The organism is Bradyrhizobium jicamae (assembly GCF_018130695.1).
GTDB lineage: Bacteria > Pseudomonadota > Alphaproteobacteria > Rhizobiales > Xanthobacteraceae > Bradyrhizobium > Bradyrhizobium jicamae_B.
Genome location: NZ_JAFCJX010000006.1, coordinates 65922 through 84351 on the forward strand (window position 1 = coordinate 65922; position 18430 = coordinate 84351).

Here is an 18430-nt window from a genome sequence, read left to right on the forward strand (position 1 = left end):
GAAATGCCCCAAGCCGCCCGCGCACCCGCCGCACCGCCATCCATCCTCCTGCGCGTGCAGGTCGGCAGCATCGCCGTGCTGACGCTGAACCGCCCCGCAGCGCGCAACAGCCTCTCCGAGGGCCTGATCGCGGAACTGCACGGCGCGCTGAAGCAGATCCATGATGATACCAGCGTGCGCGGCGTCGTGATCGCGGCCAACGGCCCCGCCTTCTCCGCCGGCCACGACATGAAGGAATTGACCGCGCGCCGCAGCGACGCCGATCGTGGCCGTGCCTACTTCGCGCAGATCATGAACGCCTGCAGCGCGATGATGCAGGCGGTGGTGCATCTGCCGAAACCCGTGGTCGCCGCAGTCCAGGGCGTCGCAACCGCAGCCGGCTGTCAGCTCGTGGCGAGTTGCGATCTTGCGGTGGCATCGGAGGCCGCGAGCTTTGCGACGCCCGGTGTCGACATCGGGCTGTTCTGCTCGACGCCGATGGTGGCGCTGTCGCGCAACGTGCCACGCAAGCAGGCGATGGAGATGCTGCTCACCGGCGAGCCGGTGCCCGCCGCAACCGCACAGAGCATCGGCTTGATCAACCGCGTCGTAGCCGCCGGCACCGAGCGCGAAGCCGCGATCGCACTGGCGCAGAAGGTCGCGCTGAAATCCGCCTACACTGTCAAGCTCGGCAAGGAAGCGTTCTATCGCCAGGCCGAGATGAGTCTGGCGGATGCCTATCGCTTCGCGGCCGAAGTGATGACCGAGAACATGATGGCGCGCGACGCCGAGGAAGGCATCGGCGCCTTCATCGAGAAGCGCGAGCCGAAGTGGCAGGATAAGTAGCTGACCCTCATCCTGAGGAGCCGCGTCAGCGGCGTCTCGAAGGATGCAGGCCGATCGGTGGCCTCATGGTTCGAGACGCGCGTTCCGCGCTCCTCACCATGAGGGTCTTAAGGAAAGAAAATGAACCACGACGCCTACGACGACAATTACATCCGCAGCATCCTCAACTCCGTGAAGTCGATCGCGATGGTCGGCGCCTCGCCGGTCAATGTGCGGCCGAGCTATTTTGCGTTCAAATATCTGGCGCAGCGCGGCTATGACATGATCCCGGTCAACCCCGGCCATGTCGGCAAGGCGCTGATGGGCAAACCGTTCGTGGCCTCGCTCGCCGACATCGGCCGCCCGATCGACATGGTCGATATCTTCCGCAATTCGAGCCACATCATGCCGGTGGTCGAGGAAGCACTCAGCCTGCCGCAGCCGCCCAAGGTGATCTGGATGCAGCTCGGCGCGCGCGACGATGCAGCCGCAGAGAAGGCCGAAGCTGCAGGCCTCAAGGTCGTGATGAACCGCTGCCCGAAGATCGAGTATGGCCGGCTGTCGTCGGAGATCTCATGGATGGGCGTGAACTCGCGCACACTCAGCTCCAAGCGCGCACCGATTCCAACGCAGGGCATGCGGCTGTCGCTCAACCGCACCAGCTTCGGCGGCGGCCAGACCGCGGCATCCGACCGCGCTGCGAAAAACAAGACCGAGACGACCTGACGCAGTTGCGGAATATTCCTGTCGGTTGCGGGATCGTGCGAAGCACATCCATTCCAAACCCGAGATCGCGTGCCAACTTGTCTTGACGGACGTCGCCGTCGCCATCAGCATGCCGCGCGTTTCGACAAGGTCACAAGGATAACAGAATGACTGATCGTCTTCCGGGATTTTCCACCCTCGCCGTGCATGCCGGTGCGCAGCCCGATCCCACCACCGGCGCGCGGGCGACGCCGATCTATCAGACCACGTCATTCGTGTTCAACGATGCCGACCACGCCGCCTCGTTGTTCGGCCTGCAGGCATTCGGCAACATCTATACCCGCATCGGCAACCCGACCAATGCGGTGCTCGAAGAGCGCGTCGCCGCGCTCGAGGGCGGCACGGCGGCACTTGCGGTCGCCTCCGGTCACGCCGCGCAGCTCGTGGTGCTGCAGCAGCTGCTGCGTCCGGGCGATGAGATCATCGCGGCGCGAAAACTCTACGGCGGCTCGATCAACCAGTTCACCCACGCCTTCAAGGCGTTCGGCTGGAACGTCGCCTGGGCCGATCCCGATGAGATCTCCACCTTCGAGCAGGCGGTGACGCCGCACACCAAGGCAATCTTCATCGAGTCGATCGCCAACCCCGCCGGCAGCATCACCGATATCGAGGCGATCGCAGCGGTGGCGCGCAAGGCCGGCGTGCCGCTGATCGTCGACAACACGCTGGCGACGCCGTATCTGATCAAGCCGATCGATCACGGCGCCGACATCGTCGTGCACTCCTTGACGAAATTCCTCGGCGGCCACGGCAACTCGCTCGGCGGCATCATCGTCGATGCCGGCACCTTCGACTGGTCGAAGGACAACAAGTACCCGATGCTGAGCGAGCCGCGCCCGGAATATCACGGCATCAAGATCCAGGAGACCTTTGGCAATTTCGCCTTCGCGATCGCCTGCCGCGTGCTCGGCCTGCGCGACCTCGGCCCGGCGCTGTCGCCGTTCAATGCCTTCATGATCCTGACTGGTATTGAGACCCTGCCGCTGCGGATGCAGAAGCACTGCGACAATGCCAGGGCGATCGCCGAATTCCTGTCCGGCCATGCCGCGGTGGCGTCGGTGGACTACGCCGGCCTGCCCGGCAATGCCTACAACAACCTCGCGCGCAAATATGCGCCGAAGGGCGCGGGCGCCGTGTTCACCTTCAGCCTCAAGGGCGGCTACGACGCCGGCGTCAATCTGGTGTCGAACCTGAAGCTGTTCTCGCACCTCGCCAATGTCGGCGACACCCGCTCGCTGGTGATCCACCCGGCCTCCACTACCCACAGCCAGCTTGACGACGCCGCCAAGGTGAGGTCGGGAGCTGCGCCCGACGTGGTGCGGCTGTCGATCGGCATCGAGGACAAGGAAGATCTGATCGCCGACCTCGACCAGGCCCTGAACGCCTGATCCGGCCCTGTCGGGAGCGGCGCCCGCCGCCGCTCCCACCCTCCAATGGCCAGCTCTCGTTAACGGTCATTCCGGCATAAAGTGGCATTGATTGGCTCCTTATGATTCGGGAGAGCATTGATGCTGCGCTTGATTTTGCCGCTCGCGGTCGCGCTGTCCGCGACCCTGCCCGTTTTCGCCGCCGACAATGCCGTCGCCCCCAAACGCGCGACGGCGCGCGCCGCGGCACAGCTGCCGCCCGGCCTGCCGCACCGGCCCTACGTCTACAAGACCACGATCGTCCCGCCGGCCTATGTCCGCCGCGGTCGCCAGCTGGTCGTAGTCGAGGAGCCCGAGGTGTTTCCGCAGAATGCGCTGCCCTACATCCCGCTGGTGCGGGGCGAGCCGCTGCTGCCGGGCTCGACGGCGCTGCCCGGCTATTACGGTACGCCGCATTCCTACAGCTATACCGGCCCCTATTACGGCGGCGCCTATGTGCACTATTGGGACCGCCTGCCCTATGCCTGCGGTGTCTACGGCTACTGCTGAGCGATAAGGAATCACTTGGCGAAAACACCAACCAAAGCAGGCGCATCGCGCTCGGTCGATGCGATCACCGCAGACCTCGTCGCCGTGCTGGTCGCGGTCACCGACGGCGCGCCGAAGATCATGACCATCGCCGGCGGCAGTGCGCTGCCGAGCGGGCCGTTCGAGTTCACGCACCGTTCGTTGCAGACGGGTCTGCGGGCCTGGGTGGAGGCGCAGACCGGCCACCCGCTTGGTTATCTCGAGCAGCTCTACACCTTCGCCGATCGCGGCCGCAGCGGCGATGCCAAGGCGCCGCACAGCATCTCCATTAGCTATCTCGGCCTCACCCGCGAGGATCAGGTCGGCGCCGGCTTCGCGGCGCACTGGTCGGGCTGGTACGACTATTTCCCCTGGGAAGACCACCGCGACGGTGCTCCGCCCTTCATCGCGAAACTGCTGACGCCGCGGTTGAAAGCCTGGGCGAAGTCCGCGGACTCATCCCCGCTGCAGCGCGAGCGCTGGCAGCGCTGTGCCATCACCTTCGGCCTCGACAACCGCGACTGGAACGAGGAGCTGGTGCTGCAGCGCTACGAGCTGCTGTACGAGGCCGGACTGATCCCGGAAGCCAATCGCGGCAACGGCCGCGAGACCTCGGTCGTTCCGGGCAAGCCGATGACCTCGGATCACCGCCGCATCCTCGCGACCGGCCTTGCGCGGCTGCGCGCCAAGATCAAGTACCGGCCGGTGGTGTTCGAGCTGATGCCTTCAGAGTTCACCCTGCTACAGCTGCAACGCAGTGTTGAGGCGCTCGCAGGCCGGCTGGTCCACAAGCAGAATTTCCGCCGCCTCATCGAGCAGCAGGAACTCGTTGAAGAAACTGGCGCAATGGCCGCCGACACCGTCGGCCGCCCGGCAAAACTGTTCCGCTTCCGCCATGGCGTTCTGGCCGAACGCGCCGTCGCCGGCACAAAACTGCCGCTCTCCCGGACTTGACAGACCTTATGCTCAGGATAAGTATAAGCCATCTTATGCTCACGGAGAGTATAAATGGCCGACCTCGATACCGCCGTCCTCGCCCGCACCGCACCGCTCTATGAGCGGGTCAAACGCGTCATTCCGCCGTTCGAATGGGCGACCTTCGCCGACGACGTCGACGCCATCCTCGCGCTGAAGCGCCGCCGCAATGCCGTGGTGCTGGCGCACAACTACCAGACGCCGGAGATCTTCCACGGCGTTGCCGACATCGTCGGCGACAGCCTGCTGCTGGCGCGTGAAGCGACCAAGGTCGATGCCGACATCATCGTGCTGGCCGGCGTACACTTCATGGCCGAAACCGCAAAACTGCTCAATCCCGCCAAGACGGTGCTGATCCCCGACACCGGTGCCGGCTGCTCGCTTGCCGACTCCATCACGGCGCAGGACGTGCGCCTGATGCGGGCGCGTTATCCCGGCGTGCCCATCGTCACCTACGTCAACACATCAGCTGCGGTGAAGGCGGAATCCGACATCTGCTGCACGTCGGGCAATGCGCTGAAGGTCGTCGAATCCCTCGGCGTCGAGCGCGTCATCATGCTGCCCGACGAATATCTGGCGCAGAACATCGCCAGGCAAACGACGACGAAAATCATCGCCTGGAAGGGCCATTGCGAGGTGCACGAGCTCTTCACTGCCGCCGATGTCCGCGAGCTGCGCGAAGGACATCCCGGCATCACCATCCTGGCGCATCCGGAATGCCCGCCCGATGTCGTGGCCGAGGCTGATTTCGCCGGCTCGACCGCAGCGATGTCCGATTACGTCGAGACGAAACGTCCGCCGCGCGTCGTGCTGCTGACGGAATGTTCGATGAGCGACAACATCGCAGCCTCTCATCCCGATTTGGAGTTCGTGCGGCCCTGCAATCTCTGCCCGCACATGAAGCGGATCACGCTGAAGAACATCCGCCAGGCGCTGGAGACCAACCGGCACGAGGTCACGATCGATCCCGAGATCGCCGATCGCGCGCGGCTGAGCGTGGAAAGGATGCTGGCGCCATGAGCATTGATCTCTCCAAACTCGCCGGCCAGCCCGTGATCATCGGCGGCGGCGCCGCAGGTCTCATGACGGCACTGTATCTCGCGCCGACACCGGTCGTGCTGCTGTCGAAATCCCCGCTCGGCGCCGAGGCCTCCAGCATGTGGGCGCAAGGCGGCTTCGCGGCCGCCGTCGGTGCGGACGACAGCCCTGCCCTGCATCTCGCCGACACCATCGCAGCCGGCGCAGGCCTCTGCGACGAGGCCGCGGCAAGCCGGATCGTGGAAGCCGCTCCGGCCGCCGTGGAGCGCCTTGCCACACTCGGCGTCGCCTTCGACCGGCGCGCGGACGGCAGCTGGCGGCTCGGCCTCGAAGCCGCCCACGGCCGCAATCGCATCGTACATGCCACAGGCGACGGCACCGGCCGCGAGATCATGCGCGCGCTGATCGCGGCGGTGCGCCGCACGCCGTCGATCACGCTGCTGGAAGGCGTCGAGGCACGTCGTCTGATGGTCGAGGACAACGCCATCGCCGGCGTGTTCGCCGCGAACGCGGCCGGGCCGGTGGTCCTCGCCACCAAGCGCGTCGTGATCGCGACCGGTGGCATCGGCGGTCTGTTTGCCGACAGCACCAATCCCTCCGGCTGCTTTGGCCAGGGCCTCGCGCTGGCCGCACATGCGGGCGCTGTGCTGTCCGATCTCGAATTCGTTCAGTTCCACCCGACCGCGTTCGATGGGCCGTCGCGCCCAATGCCGCTGCTCACCGAGGCAATTCGCGGCGACGGCGCGCATCTGATCGACGAGACCGGCGATCGCTTCATGGCGAACGAACCGGGCGCCGAGCTCGCCGCCCGCGACATCGTCGCGCGTGCGGTGTGGCGGCATCGCGCCAAGGGACATCGGACGTTCCTCGATGCGCGAACTCATCCCGGCGCAGACTTCGCGCAGCGCTATCCCGTGATCTCCGCGTTCTGCAAGATGGCCGGCATCGATCCCGCGATTGATCCGATCCCGATCCGGCCCGCGGTGCACTACCACATGGGCGGCATCGCCGTGGACGGCGAAGGACGCAGCAGGGTGCGCGGCCTCTGGGCCTGCGGCGAAGCTGCGCGCACCGGCCTGCACGGCGCCAATCGCCTCGCCAGCAATTCGCTGATGGAAGCGATCGTCTGCGCGCACTGGGTTGCGGAGAGTGTTGCCGGTGCCAACGCCGGCCGCCTCACTTCACACGACGCAGCGACGTTGCCGCCAGCGCCCGATCCATCCGTCGTCCGACCCATCCTGTCGCGCGGCCTCGGCGTATTGCGCGATCGTGATGGCATTGCAGACGCCATCCACGCGCTCTACCCGATCGCACGCGGCAATGGCGCGGCGTCCGATCCGGCCATCGTCGGCCTGATGATCGCCATCTCTGCGCTCCGGCGCGAAGAGAGCCGCGGCGGACACTACCGCACCGACCGTCCCGAAACCCTGCGCTCGGCAAAGCCATCGGAGCTCTCGCTCGCTGATGCGCTCGCCGCTGCGCACGATATCGCTGACACTCCCTATCTGAGGCTCGCCCGCTCATGACACTCAATCCTCTGCTGCCGCTGATCTACGAACCCCTGGTGCGCACCGCGCTGCTGGAAGACCTTGGACGGGCCGGCGACATCACCGCCGACGCCATCGTGCCTGCCGACCAGCAGGCAGCGCTGGTGATGCGCGCGCGCCAGCCCGGCGTCGTCGCCGGCCTCGACGTGGCGCGATCTGCCTTCCAGATGGTGTCACCAGCGATCACGCTTCGCGCCGAGCGGCCGGACGGCAGCGCAGTTGAACCAGGGCAAGTCATCGCCACCATCGAGGGACCGGCCCGAAGCCTGCTGACGGGCGAGCGCACGGCGCTGAACTTCCTCTGCCATCTCAGCGGCGTCGCCACCGCAACGGCCTCGCTCGTATCGGCCGTGAAAGACACGCGGGCCCAGATCGTCTGCACCCGCAAGACCACGCCGGGCCTGCGCGCGCTGGAGAAATACGCGGTGCGCGCCGGTGGCGGCGGCAACCATCGCTTCGGGCTCGACGATGCCGTGCTGATCAAGGACAACCACATCGCGCTTGCCGGCGGCATCAACGCCGCGATCGGACGTGCCAAGGCCAATGTCGGCCACATGGTCAAGATCGAGGTCGAGGTCGACACGCTGGCCCAACTCGAGGAGGTGCTGGCGATCGGCGTCGATGCTGTGCTGCTCGACAACATGACGCCGGATGAACTCACGCGCGCCGTCGCAATGGCCAATGGCAAGGTGATCACGGAAGCTTCGGGCCGCATCACTGCGGCGACAGCGCCGGCGATTGCCGCGACAGGCGTCGACCTGATCTCGGTCGGCTGGCTGACGCACAGCTCGGCCGCGCTCGATATCGGGCTGGATTATCAGGCCTGAGCAGGCAGCGCGAGTTTTGCTGGATCAACTTCCGTCCGCCGCGCGGACATGCGCTCGACCTGCAGCACCGCGAGCGTCAGCACGACGATCGCGACCGCTTGATGAGTCAGCGCAAGATCGATCGGCACCTGATGCAGCAGCGTCAGGATGCCGAGCGTGGCTTGCACGGTGATTGCCGCGACCAGCCACCACGCGCCCGCGACGACCGCCTTCCCTGCCCGCGACGTCACGGCGTCGATGGCATGGAAGATCGCCAGCGCGAACAGCAGATAGGCGGTCATGCGGTGCTCGAACTGCACCGTCAGCGTGTTGTCGAACAGGTTGCGCCACCACGGCGTCTCGAACCACAGCCGGTCGGCGGACGGAATGAACGCGCCGTCGATCGACGGCCAGGTGTTGTAGACGCGTCCTGCACGCAGGCCCGCCACCAGCGCACCGAAATAGAGCTGCACGAAGGTCAGCCCCAGCAGCACGGCGCTCGTGACCTTCAGCCGCAGCGAGGCGACCGCTTGCGGCCGCTCGGTCAGCCGTCGCAGCGTCCAGACGATCGCGGCAAAGATCAGGAGCGCCAGCACCAGATGCGTCGCCAACCGGTACTGCGACACTTCGACCCGCTGCGACAGGCCGGAGGCCACCATCCACCAGCCGACCGCGCCCTGCAGGGCGCCAAGGCCGAAGATCAGCCACAGCCGCCGCTTCAACTCGCCGCCGAGCGCGCCGCGCCACAGGAAGAACAGGAACGGCAGGAAATAGGCGACGCCGATCACGCGCCCGAGCAGGCGATGGCTCCACTCCCACCAGAAGATGGTCTTGAACTCCGACAGCGTCATGCCGGAATTGAGCTCGCGATATTGCGGGATCTGCTTGTAGCCCTCGAAGGCGTCGCTCCATTGCGCCTCCGTCATCGGCGGCAGCGCGCCGGTGACCGGCTTCCATTCCACGATCGAGAGCCCGGACTCGGTCAGCCGCGTCGCGCCGCCGACCAGCACCATCAGCGCGATCAGGGCCGCGACCGAAAACAGCCACAGCCTGACGGCGCGGGGATGCGTGGTCTTTGCGGAAATACCGGTCATTTCGCCCTGGCTTGATTGGATTTTCGGGCCCCTTATAGTCCGCCGCTCGCCGCGCGCAAGCGCCGCAGAGATCACGAGTTTTACAGGCCCTTATGACCATCCGAACCCGCAAATTCCTTGGAACCATCGCGCTGCTCGTGCTGGTCTTCGTCTGGTCGCTGCTCGGCATGACGGTGGCGCAGACGCCGTGGCTGGCCAATTCGGGACTGTTGCAGGCGATCTTCTACGTGGTCGCGGGCCTTGGCTGGGTATTGCCCGCGATGCCGATCGTGGCCTGGATGCAGCGCGCCGACCGCGTTTAGGGCCTTTTGTCTGACGCGTTTTCTTAACGCGAACCGGTCCCCACTTCGCTTGAAAACGCTTTAGCGACCATGCTGCGTCGGCAGCACCGGCGCGAACATCATCCCTGACAGCAGCACCCGCATCATGCGGAGCGAGCGCTGCCGGCCGTCCCAGGCGACGCGCGGCAGCGCGTGGAGATTGGTGCGTCCCTGCGCTTCCACGATCCCTGGGATCGTTGACACCGCGCTGGAAAATCCGGCCTGCTCCGCCATCACCACGTGCCGCCGATCGAAGGACTCGCGGTCGCCGAACGGAAACGCGAAATGCTGGATGTTGCGGTGGAATGCCGCCTCGCCGACCGCCTTGCCCATCGCCATCTCGCGCTGCGCATCCGCGTCCTTCGCATTGGCCAGCACCGGATAGTTCACGGTGGCGCTGCCGATCGTGACGATCGGATCGGCCGTAAGCCTGGCGAGATCGTCCCAATCCATCGATGCCGCGCGCGACAAGGCGGCGAGATCGACCGAATAGCGCTTGCAGAGATCGTTGATGGCGAACGAGAGATCCTGTGGCGACATCGCGCGCAGCCAGCTCGACAGGAAATCGAACAGCTCCTGTTTCTCGGACGCGCTCCAGACCTTGAAGTGCCGCTCCTTGCGCTCGATCACCATGCTGATGCGGGTCTCGCGCGCGATGATGTCCTCCAGCGCCAGCCACCAGGCTTCGCCGACGCCGTCCGGAAACGCGGTCGGCAAATAGAGCGCGAAGGGCGCGCGGTGCTTTGCCAGCACCGGATAGGCATGCGTGATGATGTCCTTGGCCGCACCGTCGAAGGTCAGGCAAGCGAAGCGCCGCCGCTCCGGCAGCGTCACCGCCCTGCGGCAAGCCTCGTCGAGGTCGACGATGTCGTATCGCCAGCGCTTCAGCGCCCGAATGGTGCGGTCCAGAAATTTTGGCGTGATCTCACGCGACTTCAGCGGCTGGAATGCACCCGAGCGGGCTGGACGAACGCGCTCGAAGCGCAGGATGACGCCGGCGCCGCCGGTCTCGCGCGGCTTCAGGCGGAACGACCCGCTGAACCAGGCGAGCTCCATCTGTGCCCGCTGCCATATACCGCCGTCCGTTGCCAAGGTCCCGTCCCCACTACGGCCGGTTCCCTACGCGCCGCGGTTCCATTGTTATTACTCTTTGTTGACATTTCCCTGCGAAGGTCCGCTGGAGCCGAAAACTGTAAACAATTAATTACAAAGAACGGGGTCGAATATGGCCATGGCCGCGGTAGTCCAGCGCCAGACGGCAGAGGCAGGCGCTTGGTCGAAGCCGATCCGCATCGCCGGCGTCGACATCTTCCACGATCTCACTGCTGCCGAGGCGACCTGGCGCGGCTTCGAGACCCCCGCTCACGCCTATACGCCCTATCAGCGCTTCGACTTCCTTAGCTCCTGGCAGCGGCAGGTCGGCGAGCGCGAGGGCCTCAGCCCCTTCATCGTCGTGGCCCATGACAGCGAGCGCCGGCCGTTGCTGCTGCTGCCGCTTGCGACCCACAGCCAATCCGGCGCCCGCGTCGCCTGCTTCATGGGCGGCAAGCATTCGACTTTCAACATGGCGCTGTGCGACCGCGACTTCGCAGCGAATGCGACCGCCGCCGATCTCGACGTGCTGGTCAAGGCGATCGCCGAGCGCTCGCGCGTCGACGTGCTGTCGTTGCATCAGCAGCCAAAGCGCTGGCAGGACCTACCGAATCCGATGGCGCTGTTGCCGCACCAGCCCTCGGTCAACGATTGCCCGCTGCTCGTGATGGAGCCGGACGCTGCGCCCGCCACGCTGATCAGCAATTCGTTCCGCCGCCGCCTCAAGGGCAAGGAGCGCAAGCTGCAGCCGCTGGCCGGCTATCGCTCCTATCTGGCGACCGAGAGCGCCGACATCTCCCGCCTGCTCGACTGGTTCTTCCGCGTCAAGCCGCAGCGCATGGCCGAGCAGAAGCTGCCCGACGTGTTCGCCGAGCCCGGCATCGAGCAGTTCATCCGCGCCGCCTGCATGACCCCGCTCGGCGACCGCCACGTCATCGACATCCACGCGCTCGAATGCGACGAGGAGGTGATCGCGATCTTCGCGGGAGTCGCCGACGGCCATCGCTTCTCGATGATGTTCAACACCTACACGATGTCAGCGAATTCGAAGTTCAGCCCCGGCCTGATCCTGATGCGCGACATCATCGATCATTACTCGGCCAATCACTATCGCGCCTTCGATCTCGGCATCGGCTCGGACGAGTACAAGCGGCTGTTCTGCAAGGACGACGAGGTGATCTTCGACAGCTTCGTGCCGCTCAGCCTGCGCGGCAAGTTGGCCGGCGGCCTCATGTCCACCGTCAACCGCGCCAAGCGGACGGTCAAGCACAACCCGGCCCTGTTCGAGATCGCGCAGAACCTGCGCAGCATGTTCCGCTAAGACTCAGTCGCCTTATCCGCAGGCGCGCTGAACCGCATCATCGCGTCGAACACCAGCATGGCGGCCGGCGAGAGCGTGCGCTTGCGCAGCCTGATCAGTCCATAACTCTCCAGCATCAGCCTGTCCCTGATCCGCAGCATCTTGAAGCGCTGCGGATCGACCAGGTCGAACACGAGCATCGGCACGGGCACGATGGCATCGATCCCTGCCGCGATGCCGACGGATGCGAGAAACGACTCGGTGTTGATGATGCGCCGGGGCGGCGTCACGCCGCGGCTGTAGAACAGCCGCTCCAGCGCCTGGCGCATGAAGGATTCCGGCGGCTGGCAAATCCACTGCTGGTCGACCATGTCGGCCAGATCGACGTTCTCCCGGCAGGCCAATGGATGCTCGGTGCGAACCAGCAATGCTGCTTCCTCGGCACCGATCTCGTGATAGTCGAATTGGCGCGGGTCGACGTCGGCGGGAATCCGGGCAATGACGAAGTCGAACTCCAGCGCGAGCAAACGCTCGATCAGCGGCGGACTGGTGCTGACATCGAGTGAGATGTTCACACGCTGATGCTTCTTGCCGAGGTAATCGATGACGTCGATGACGAGATCGGCGCAAGGCCTGGCGACCGTTCCAATGGAGACCGTGCCGAGTTCGCCCGACTTGTAGCCCGCGAATTCGTCCGTGACCTTATCGAGGTCGGCCAGCACGCTCTTCCCGCCGCGAATCAGGATCGAGCCGTAAGCCGTAGGCTCCACACCGCGCGCGGTGCGCTCAAACAGCGGAACCCGCGCCAACGCCTCGATCTCGGCCAGCATCTTCGAGGCTGCCGATTGGGTGATATTCAGCCGCTCGGCGGCCGCCTGCAGCTTGCGTTCGCTGTCGAGCGCGACCAGCAGGCGCAACTGGCGCAGTTTGAGATCCCTGATCACGGCGCGGTGTTCATCCCTGCGGTTCCCTGGTCATGTCGCGCTGCGACATGACCAAATCGCCGTGGCTCCATTCCGAAATGCCATTAGCCACCACGCCGTGGATTACACAACAATGAACCCGCCGGTTGCAAGGCGGCCCTGATCGGGCACGAGATATAAAAACAGGGGATGAAACGTGACCGATACCGTAGAGAAACGCGCCATCGGCAAGATCATGCGGCGGCTGATCCCGTTCCTGATCCTGTGCTACTTCGTGGCCTACCTCGACCGCGTCAATGTCGGCTTCGCCAAGCTGCACATGAACGCCTCGCTCGGGTTGAGCGAAGCCGCCTACGGCCTCGGCGCCGGCCTGTTCTTCATCGGCTATTTCTTCTTCGAGGTGCCCTCCAACATCCTGCTGGAACGGTTCGGCGCGCGACGCTGGATCGCCCGGATCATGATCAGCTGGGGCATCGTCTCTGCTGCGTTCGCCTTCATCCCGTCGATGTCCGCGGCAACCGGACTGTCGAACGAATGGATCTTCTACTTCCTTCGCCTGCTGCTCGGCGCCTGCGAGGCCGGCTTCTTTCCCGGCATCATCTTCTATCTGACGCTCTGGTTTCCCGCCGCCTATCGCGCCCGCGTCATCAGCCTGTTCATGCTGGCGATCCCGATATCGAGCATCATCGGCGCGCCGATCTCCGGCCTGCTGCTCAACCTCGAGGGCTGGGGACTGGCGGGCTGGCAGTGGCTGTTCGTCTGCGAGGCACTGCCGTCGATCCTGGTCGGCTTCGGCGTGCTGGTCTTCCTGATCGATTTCCCGCGCGAGGCGAGCTGGCTCGAGGCTGACGAGGTCGCGTGGATCCAGACCACGCTCGACTACGAGCGGCAGAAGAAGGAGGCGGTCGAGCACATCTCGATGATGCAGGCGCTGACCGACATGCGCATCCTTGCCTGCGCTCTGGTGTATTTCTGCCTCAATGCGGCATCCTACGGCATCGCCTTCTTCCTGCCGACCATCATCAAGGCGTTCGGCGTCACCGACACCCAGACCGGCTTCATCGCCGCCCTGCCCTTCGTGTTCGGCGCCATCGGCATGGTGGTGCTCGGACGTCATTCCGATCGCACCGGCGAGCGGAAGATGCACGTCGCAGGCGCCCTCACGCTTGCCGCCGTCGGGATCGCCGCAGCCGGACTTGTGTCCAGTCCGGTGCTGATCGTGGGCCTGCTATGCCTCGCGCAGATCGGCGTCTCAGCGGTGCCGCCGATGTTCTGGCCGATGCCCGCCAGCATCCTGACCGGCGCGTCAGCCGCAGCCGGTATCGCCGCCATCAACTCGCTCGGCAATCTCTCAGGTTTCGCCGGCCCGTTCGCAATGGGCTATCTGAAGGACCTGACCGGCGGCTTCACCGCAGGAATGCTGTTGCTGGCCGCGATGGGATTGCTCGGCGCGATCGTCGCACTGCGGCTACGGATCGACGCAGCCTTCGAGCGCAGCATGGCCCAGCCCGCGATGGCACACTGATGGGACGCGTGCTCTGACGGCGGAGTTCAGGCCGCGACCACGCGCGGCCCGGGCTCGACAGTGTCCGATGACTGGCGCGGCTTGCTCAGCATCGTCACCTCGGAGAAGCCAACCGCCCGGAGCTGGTCGCACATCTGGGTGCGGGCGGCCTGCGCCATCGACGCATCGGGCACCACCACCGCGCGGGCATGCGTGGTGAGCAGCTCCGCCGGGAGGTCGGCGGCGGCGCCGGCGTCGAGCAGCACGTGATCGTAGACACGCAGCAGCGCGTCGATGGCGAGCGTCAACCGCGGCGACTGCAGCTGGCTGCGATCGAAGCCGGGGCGGCCGGCGCTGACGAGGTGAACCCGCGAGAGCTTGTCGCGGGTGATGATCTCTGCGAACGAGGCCTCGCCTTGCATCAGCTCGGCAAGGCCGGGCGCGGCAGGATCGACCGCGACCGCCGTCATGGTCGGCGAGGACGCGACGAGATCGACCACCACGACCCTGGCCTGGCGGCCCATCAGGCGCGCCAGCGTCAGCGCGGTCAACGTGATGCCTTCGGCCGAGGCGGTGCCGAGGATCGTGACCTTGTGGGCGGCGGGACCGGCCGCGCACAGCGTCTCGGCCAGTTGCTCGATCTCGCCGATGGTTTTGGCCATGACGGGCTCCGGCGCGACAGGTGGGCTCACGACGCGCTCGATTTCGACCGGCTCGGGCACGACCTCCTCCGAGGTGTGCTCGATCTCGAACTCGGGCTCCGGCTCGATCGCCGCCTCGACGACAGGGGCACGAACCGGTGCGCGGGCCGGCGTCCGCACGCCGCGCGGCGCGGTCATGCGCAACAGCTCGCCGGTGATGATGATGCCCGAGGAGAGCAGCAGCGTCGCCAGCGTCGCGATCAGCATGATCGGCAGCTTCTTCGGATAGGCCGGCAGGTTGGAGACGGTGGCGCGCGAGATGATGCGGCCATCGGCTGGCGCCGTCTCGATGTTCTCGCGGGCCGCAGCCTCGCGATACTTCGCCAGATAGGATTCGAGCAGGTCGCGCTGCGCCTTGGCCTCACGCTCCAGCGCGCGGAGCTGCACGTCCTGGCCGTTGTTCGAGGACGCCTGCTTCTTCAGCTGGTCGAGGCTCGCCGTGAGCGCCTCGACCCGGCCGCCGGCGACGCGGGCGTCATTGTCGAGCGAGCGCGACACCTTGCTCGCCTCGTCACGCAACTGCCGGTCGAGATCGGCGAGCTGTGCTTTCAATTCCTTGATGCGGGGATGGCCGTCGAGCAGCGTCGAGGACTGCTCGGCGAGCTGCGCGCGCAGGGTCACGCGCTGCTCGGACAGGCGGCGGATCAGCTCCGAATTCAGCACCTCGGAGGCTTCGATCGGCTTGTTGCTCTGGACCATCTCACGGATCAGCCGTGCCTTGGTCTCGGTGTCGGCCTTCAGCGCGCGCGCATTGTTGAGCTGGGTGTTGAGCTCGCCCATCTGCTGGTTGGACAGCGTGGTGTTGTTGGTGCCGACGAACAGGCCGGACTTCGAGCGGAAATCCTCGACCCGGGCATCGGCCTCCGCGACCTTCTTGCGCAGGTTTTCGATCTCGCCCGACAGCCAGGTGGTGGCCGACTTGGCCTGATCCTGCCGCGCCGATTGCTGCAGCACCAGATAGCCCTCGCCGATCGAATTGGCGACGCGCGCGGCGAGCTCCGGATCGCGCGACTGGAATTCGATCACGATGACGCGCGACTTGTCGACGGCGTAGGCCGTGAAGCGATCATAATAGGCTTCCAGCACCCGCTCTTCCGGCGTCAGCGAGAACGGATCGCGGCCGATGCCGACCAGCGCCAGCAGCGACTTCACCGGCGAGAAGCCCTGCAGCACCGGATCGAATTCGGGACGTTCGGCCAGCTTGTTCTTCTTGATGATCTCGCGGGCGAGATCGCGCGACTGCAACAGCTGCACCTGGCTCGTCACCGCTTCGGCGTCGGGGCCGGAGCGCTCCCCCTGGTCGCGCTCGCCGTTGGGGCGCAGGAAGACGTTCTCGCGGCCATCGACGAGGATGCGCACTTCCGACTTGTAGCGCGGGGTGACCATATTGACGGCGACGAGCGACACCGTCAGCGCCAGCAAAGTCGGGACGATGATCCAATTCCGCTTGCGCACCAACGCCTGGCCGAGCGCATGGAGATCGAGATCGCCGGATTCGGAAACGGGAGCCGCCTTGATGACAGCCGGCACGGGCTTCGACAGCGCCCGCTTCACCACGGCCTTGTCCTTGCCCTTTTGCCAAAACGCCAAACGCATCGCACACTCCCGCGGACGCCACGACTCTCTGCGTGAACCCGGCCGATTACACTCCATTAAGGTTGCCGCTGGGTTAATTGACTCATTTCACAGGCGAAACCGCCGCGGCGAGCCAGCGCGCGGTGACGCTTTGTTAACCATGACAGCCGTTAATCGGACCCGTTATTGGTCCCAGGATTCTTTGAAATGCGCGGCCTGCGCACCCCCATTGTCTGTCTGGTTGCTGCGCTCGCGCTGTCGGGCTGCGTGCAGACGATGTCTGTCGCCCCCGCCCCGATGGCCGTCGCCTATGCCCAGCCGGCGCCCGTGCCGTTCGACGGCGCCTATCATCTCGACGCCGGCGACAGGCTGCGCGTCGTCGTCTATGGCCAGGAAGGCCTCACCAACACCTATGCGATCGACGCCGCGGGCTCGATCACCATGCCGCTGATCGGCAGCGTGCCGGCGCGCGGTCGCACGCCATCAGGGCTTGCCGCAGAAATCTCGGCCAAGCTGCGCGGCGGCTTCATCCGCGAGCCTTCGGTCGCCGTCGAGATCGAATCGTATCGGCCGTTCTTCATCCTCGGCGAGGTCGCAGCACCCGGCCAATATCCCTACGTGCCGAACATGACGGTCGAGAGCGCGGTGGCGATCGCCGGCGGCTTCTCGCCCCGCGCCAAGCGCGACCGTGTCACCCTCACCCACACTGACGCTTCCGGCGCCGGACGCTTCGTCGTGCCGCTGGGCACGCCGATCAGCCCGGGCGACACCGTGTTCGTCGGCGAACGCTGGTTCTGAGCCGATGGCGCAAGATCAGGACCAGGTTCGGGACACGCCGCTGCGCATCCTGCATGTCGTGCGGGCGCCGGTCGGCGGCATCTTTCGCCACATCCTCGACGTCGCCAACGGCCAGATCGCCCGCGGCCATCACGTCGGCATCATCGCCGACAGCATCACCGGCGGCGAGCGCGCCGACGCCGCGTTCGCCGAGCTTGCGCCGCGCCTGAAGCTCGGCGTGCACCGCGTCGCGATCCGCCGCGAGCCCGGCCTCGGCGACGCGATGGCGTTCCTCCAGATCGTCCGCCTGATCATGAAGCTGAAGCCCCAGGTGCTGCACGGCCACGGCGCCAAGGCCGGCACCTATGTCCGGATGCGGCCGCGCTCGAAGACGACCATCCGCATCTACACGCCGCATGGCGGTTCGCTGCACTACCCGCTCGACACGCTGAAGGGCAATCTCTACGCCCGCCTCGAGCGGACCCAGATGAACAGCACCGACCTGTTCCTGTTCGAGAGCGCATTCGCCCGCGACACCTATCAGCGCACGGTCGGCACGCCGGCTGGCCTCGTGCGCTGCGTCTTCAACGGCGTGACCGCCGAGGAATTCGAGCCTGTCGTCAAGGCCGATGACGCCACCGACCTCGTCTATGTCGGCGAGTTCCGCCACATCAAGGGCGCCGATCTCCTGATCGACGCGGTGGCGCAGCTGCGTGCCGGCGGCAAGCCGGTGACGCTGACGCTGGGTGGCGATGGCGAGGAATTCGAGAAGCTGAAGGAACAGGTCAGGCGCCTGGCGCTGGGCGATGCCGTGCGCTTCATCGGCCATGTCAAGGCGCGCTACGGCTTCTCCAAGGGCAGCCTGCTGGTGGTTCCCTCGCGCGGCGATTCCATGCCCTATGTGGTGATCGAGGCCGGCGCGGCCGGAATCCCGATGATCGCGGCCAATGTCGGCGGCATCCCTGAAATCTTCGACACCCACAAGGACGCGCTGTTTGCGCCGAGCAATGCCAGCGCGATGGCCGAGGCCATCAAGGCGGCGCTGGACAATCCCGTTGCGACGCAAGCACGCGCGCAGAAACTGCGGGAACGGATAGAGCAGCATTTCTCGCAAAGCGCCATGGTCGAGGGCGTGCTCGCCGGCTATCGCGACGCATTTGCCAACCGTTAACCATTCCTTACCGACGTAACCGTTTCTTCCGATTTGCTCCTTAGGTTCCAGGGCTGGGGAATTTCGCCCCGGCGAGCGCATGCCTATTTGGATTGCATGCGCGA

At 65.8% G+C, this 18430-nt stretch carries 17 protein-coding genes; 13 read left to right on the forward strand and 4 right to left on the reverse strand.

Annotated elements, in window-relative coordinates; all coding sequences use genetic code 11:
• Window positions 1-3: 3 nt before the first annotated feature.
• The 8 genes from JQ604_RS10150 to nadC all read left to right on the forward strand — a co-directional run bounded on the left by JQ604_RS10150 (window position 4) and on the right by nadC (window position 7890).
• On the forward strand, window positions 4-825 hold the full coding sequence (locus JQ604_RS10150) for an enoyl-CoA hydratase (protein WP_212356104.1): 822 nt from the start codon (window positions 4-6) through the stop codon (window positions 823-825).
• A 120-nt stretch (window positions 826-945) separates the two neighbouring features.
• A complete protein-coding gene (locus JQ604_RS10155; protein WP_212356105.1) occupies window positions 946-1530 on the forward strand; it encodes a CoA-binding protein in 585 nt (194 codons plus the stop codon).
• A 146-nt stretch (window positions 1531-1676) separates the two neighbouring features.
• Window positions 1677-2957 (forward strand): O-acetylhomoserine aminocarboxypropyltransferase, encoded by a 1281-nt coding sequence (locus tag JQ604_RS10160; protein ID WP_212356106.1) that lies wholly within the window; start codon window positions 1677-1679, stop codon window positions 2955-2957.
• A 120-nt stretch (window positions 2958-3077) separates the two neighbouring features.
• On the forward strand, window positions 3078-3485 hold the full coding sequence (locus JQ604_RS10165; RefSeq protein WP_212356107.1) for a hypothetical protein: 408 nt from the start codon (window positions 3078-3080) through the stop codon (window positions 3483-3485).
• 15 nt (window positions 3486-3500) lie between these two features.
• Window positions 3501-4457, forward strand: coding sequence for an NUDIX hydrolase (locus tag JQ604_RS10170; RefSeq protein WP_212356109.1), 957 nt, complete (start codon window positions 3501-3503; stop codon window positions 4455-4457).
• A gap of 54 nt (window positions 4458-4511) precedes the next feature.
• Window positions 4512-5498 carry a quinolinate synthase NadA gene (gene nadA / locus JQ604_RS10175; RefSeq protein ID WP_212356112.1) on the forward strand — a complete coding sequence of 329 codons (987 nt, stop codon included), beginning with the start codon at window positions 4512-4514 and terminating at the stop codon, window positions 5496-5498.
• The gene (locus JQ604_RS10180) at window positions 5495-7042 is read left to right on the forward strand and encodes an L-aspartate oxidase (protein WP_212356115.1); all 1548 of its coding nucleotides are present in this window, start codon (window positions 5495-5497) and stop codon (window positions 7040-7042) included. Before nadA ends, JQ604_RS10180 begins: the two co-directional genes overlap by 4 nt.
• Complete coding sequence (gene nadC / locus JQ604_RS10185; protein WP_212356117.1) at window positions 7039-7890, forward strand: carboxylating nicotinate-nucleotide diphosphorylase; 852 nt, start codon at window positions 7039-7041, stop codon at window positions 7888-7890. The genes JQ604_RS10180 and nadC overlap by 4 nt, the downstream gene beginning before the upstream one ends.
• Here nadC and JQ604_RS10190 read toward each other — a convergent pair.
• Window positions 7881-8963: a COX15/CtaA family protein gene (locus JQ604_RS10190; protein ID WP_212356119.1), complete on the reverse strand. Its 1083-nt coding sequence runs from the start codon at window positions 8961-8963 to the stop codon at window positions 7881-7883. The genes nadC and JQ604_RS10190 overlap by 10 nt on opposite strands.
• Window positions 8964-9055: 92 nt before the next feature.
• On the opposite strand from JQ604_RS10190, the gene JQ604_RS10195 reads away from it, so the two are divergent.
• A complete protein-coding gene (locus JQ604_RS10195) occupies window positions 9056-9265 on the forward strand; it encodes a DUF2842 domain-containing protein (RefSeq protein ID WP_212356122.1) in 210 nt (69 codons plus the stop codon).
• Window positions 9266-9325: 60 nt separating this feature from the next.
• Here JQ604_RS10195 and JQ604_RS10200 read toward each other — a convergent pair whose 3' ends face one another.
• Window positions 9326-10339: a polysaccharide deacetylase family protein gene (locus JQ604_RS10200; RefSeq protein WP_433996241.1), complete on the reverse strand. Its 1014-nt coding sequence runs from the start codon at window positions 10337-10339 to the stop codon at window positions 9326-9328.
• Window positions 10340-10508: 169 nt separating this feature from the next.
• Between JQ604_RS10200 and JQ604_RS10205 the strand changes: the two genes are divergently transcribed.
• The gene (locus JQ604_RS10205) at window positions 10509-11696 is read left to right on the forward strand and encodes a GNAT family N-acetyltransferase (protein WP_212356133.1); all 1188 of its coding nucleotides are present in this window, start codon (window positions 10509-10511) and stop codon (window positions 11694-11696) included.
• Here JQ604_RS10205 and JQ604_RS10210 read toward each other — a convergent pair.
• Window positions 11693-12619, reverse strand: coding sequence for a LysR family transcriptional regulator (locus JQ604_RS10210; protein ID WP_212356135.1), 927 nt, complete (start codon window positions 12617-12619; stop codon window positions 11693-11695). The genes JQ604_RS10205 and JQ604_RS10210 overlap by 4 nt on opposite strands.
• A gap of 175 nt (window positions 12620-12794) precedes the next feature.
• Between JQ604_RS10210 and JQ604_RS10215 the strand changes: the two genes are divergently transcribed.
• Window positions 12795-14123, forward strand: coding sequence for an MFS transporter (locus JQ604_RS10215; protein WP_349631086.1), 1329 nt, complete (start codon window positions 12795-12797; stop codon window positions 14121-14123).
• A 26-nt stretch (window positions 14124-14149) separates the two neighbouring features.
• On the opposite strand, the gene JQ604_RS10220 is transcribed toward JQ604_RS10215, so the two are convergent.
• On the reverse strand, window positions 14150-16399 hold the full coding sequence (locus tag JQ604_RS10220; protein WP_212356138.1) for a GumC family protein: 2250 nt from the start codon (window positions 16397-16399) through the stop codon (window positions 14150-14152).
• 186 nt (window positions 16400-16585) lie between these two features.
• Between JQ604_RS10220 and JQ604_RS10225 the strand changes: the two genes are divergently transcribed.
• Window positions 16586-17176 (forward strand): polysaccharide biosynthesis/export family protein, encoded by a 591-nt coding sequence (locus JQ604_RS10225; protein WP_212356141.1) that lies wholly within the window; start codon window positions 16586-16588, stop codon window positions 17174-17176.
• Window positions 17177-17180: 4 nt separating this feature from the next.
• Window positions 17181-18326, forward strand: a complete 1146-nt coding sequence (locus JQ604_RS10230) for a glycosyltransferase family 4 protein (RefSeq protein ID WP_212356143.1) — start codon at window positions 17181-17183, stop codon at window positions 18324-18326.
• The last annotated feature ends 104 nt before the right edge of the window (window positions 18327-18430 follow it).

What these genes read in the sequence shown, in the direction of transcription:
- JQ604_RS10230 (WP_212356143.1), top strand. Translation starts at nt 17,181, where the DNA reads ATGGCGCAAGATCAGGACCAGGTTCGGGACACGCCGCTGCGCATCCTG.
- JQ604_RS10190 (WP_212356119.1), bottom strand. Translation starts at nt 8,963, where the DNA reads ATGACCGGTATTTCCGCAAAGACCACGCATCCCCGCGCCGTCAGGCTG.
- JQ604_RS10160 (WP_212356106.1), top strand. Translation starts at nt 1,677, where the DNA reads ATGACTGATCGTCTTCCGGGATTTTCCACCCTCGCCGTGCATGCCGGT.
- JQ604_RS10225 (WP_212356141.1), top strand. Translation starts at nt 16,586, where the DNA reads ATGCGCGGCCTGCGCACCCCCATTGTCTGTCTGGTTGCTGCGCTCGCG.
- JQ604_RS10150 (WP_212356104.1), top strand. Translation starts at nt 4, where the DNA reads ATGCCCCAAGCCGCCCGCGCACCCGCCGCACCGCCATCCATCCTCCTG.
- JQ604_RS10155 (WP_212356105.1), top strand. Translation starts at nt 946, where the DNA reads ATGAACCACGACGCCTACGACGACAATTACATCCGCAGCATCCTCAAC.
- nadC (WP_212356117.1), top strand. Translation starts at nt 7,039, where the DNA reads ATGACACTCAATCCTCTGCTGCCGCTGATCTACGAACCCCTGGTGCGC.
- JQ604_RS10220 (WP_212356138.1), bottom strand. Translation starts at nt 16,399, where the DNA reads ATGCGTTTGGCGTTTTGGCAAAAGGGCAAGGACAAGGCCGTGGTGAAG.
- JQ604_RS10195 (WP_212356122.1), top strand. Translation starts at nt 9,056, where the DNA reads ATGACCATCCGAACCCGCAAATTCCTTGGAACCATCGCGCTGCTCGTG.
- JQ604_RS10205 (WP_212356133.1), top strand. Translation starts at nt 10,509, where the DNA reads ATGGCCATGGCCGCGGTAGTCCAGCGCCAGACGGCAGAGGCAGGCGCT.
- JQ604_RS10180 (WP_212356115.1), top strand. Translation starts at nt 5,495, where the DNA reads ATGAGCATTGATCTCTCCAAACTCGCCGGCCAGCCCGTGATCATCGGC.
- nadA (WP_212356112.1), top strand. Translation starts at nt 4,512, where the DNA reads ATGGCCGACCTCGATACCGCCGTCCTCGCCCGCACCGCACCGCTCTAT.
- JQ604_RS10200 (WP_433996241.1), bottom strand. Translation starts at nt 10,339, where the DNA reads ATGGAGCTCGCCTGGTTCAGCGGGTCGTTCCGCCTGAAGCCGCGCGAG.
- JQ604_RS10165 (WP_212356107.1), top strand. Translation starts at nt 3,078, where the DNA reads ATGCTGCGCTTGATTTTGCCGCTCGCGGTCGCGCTGTCCGCGACCCTG.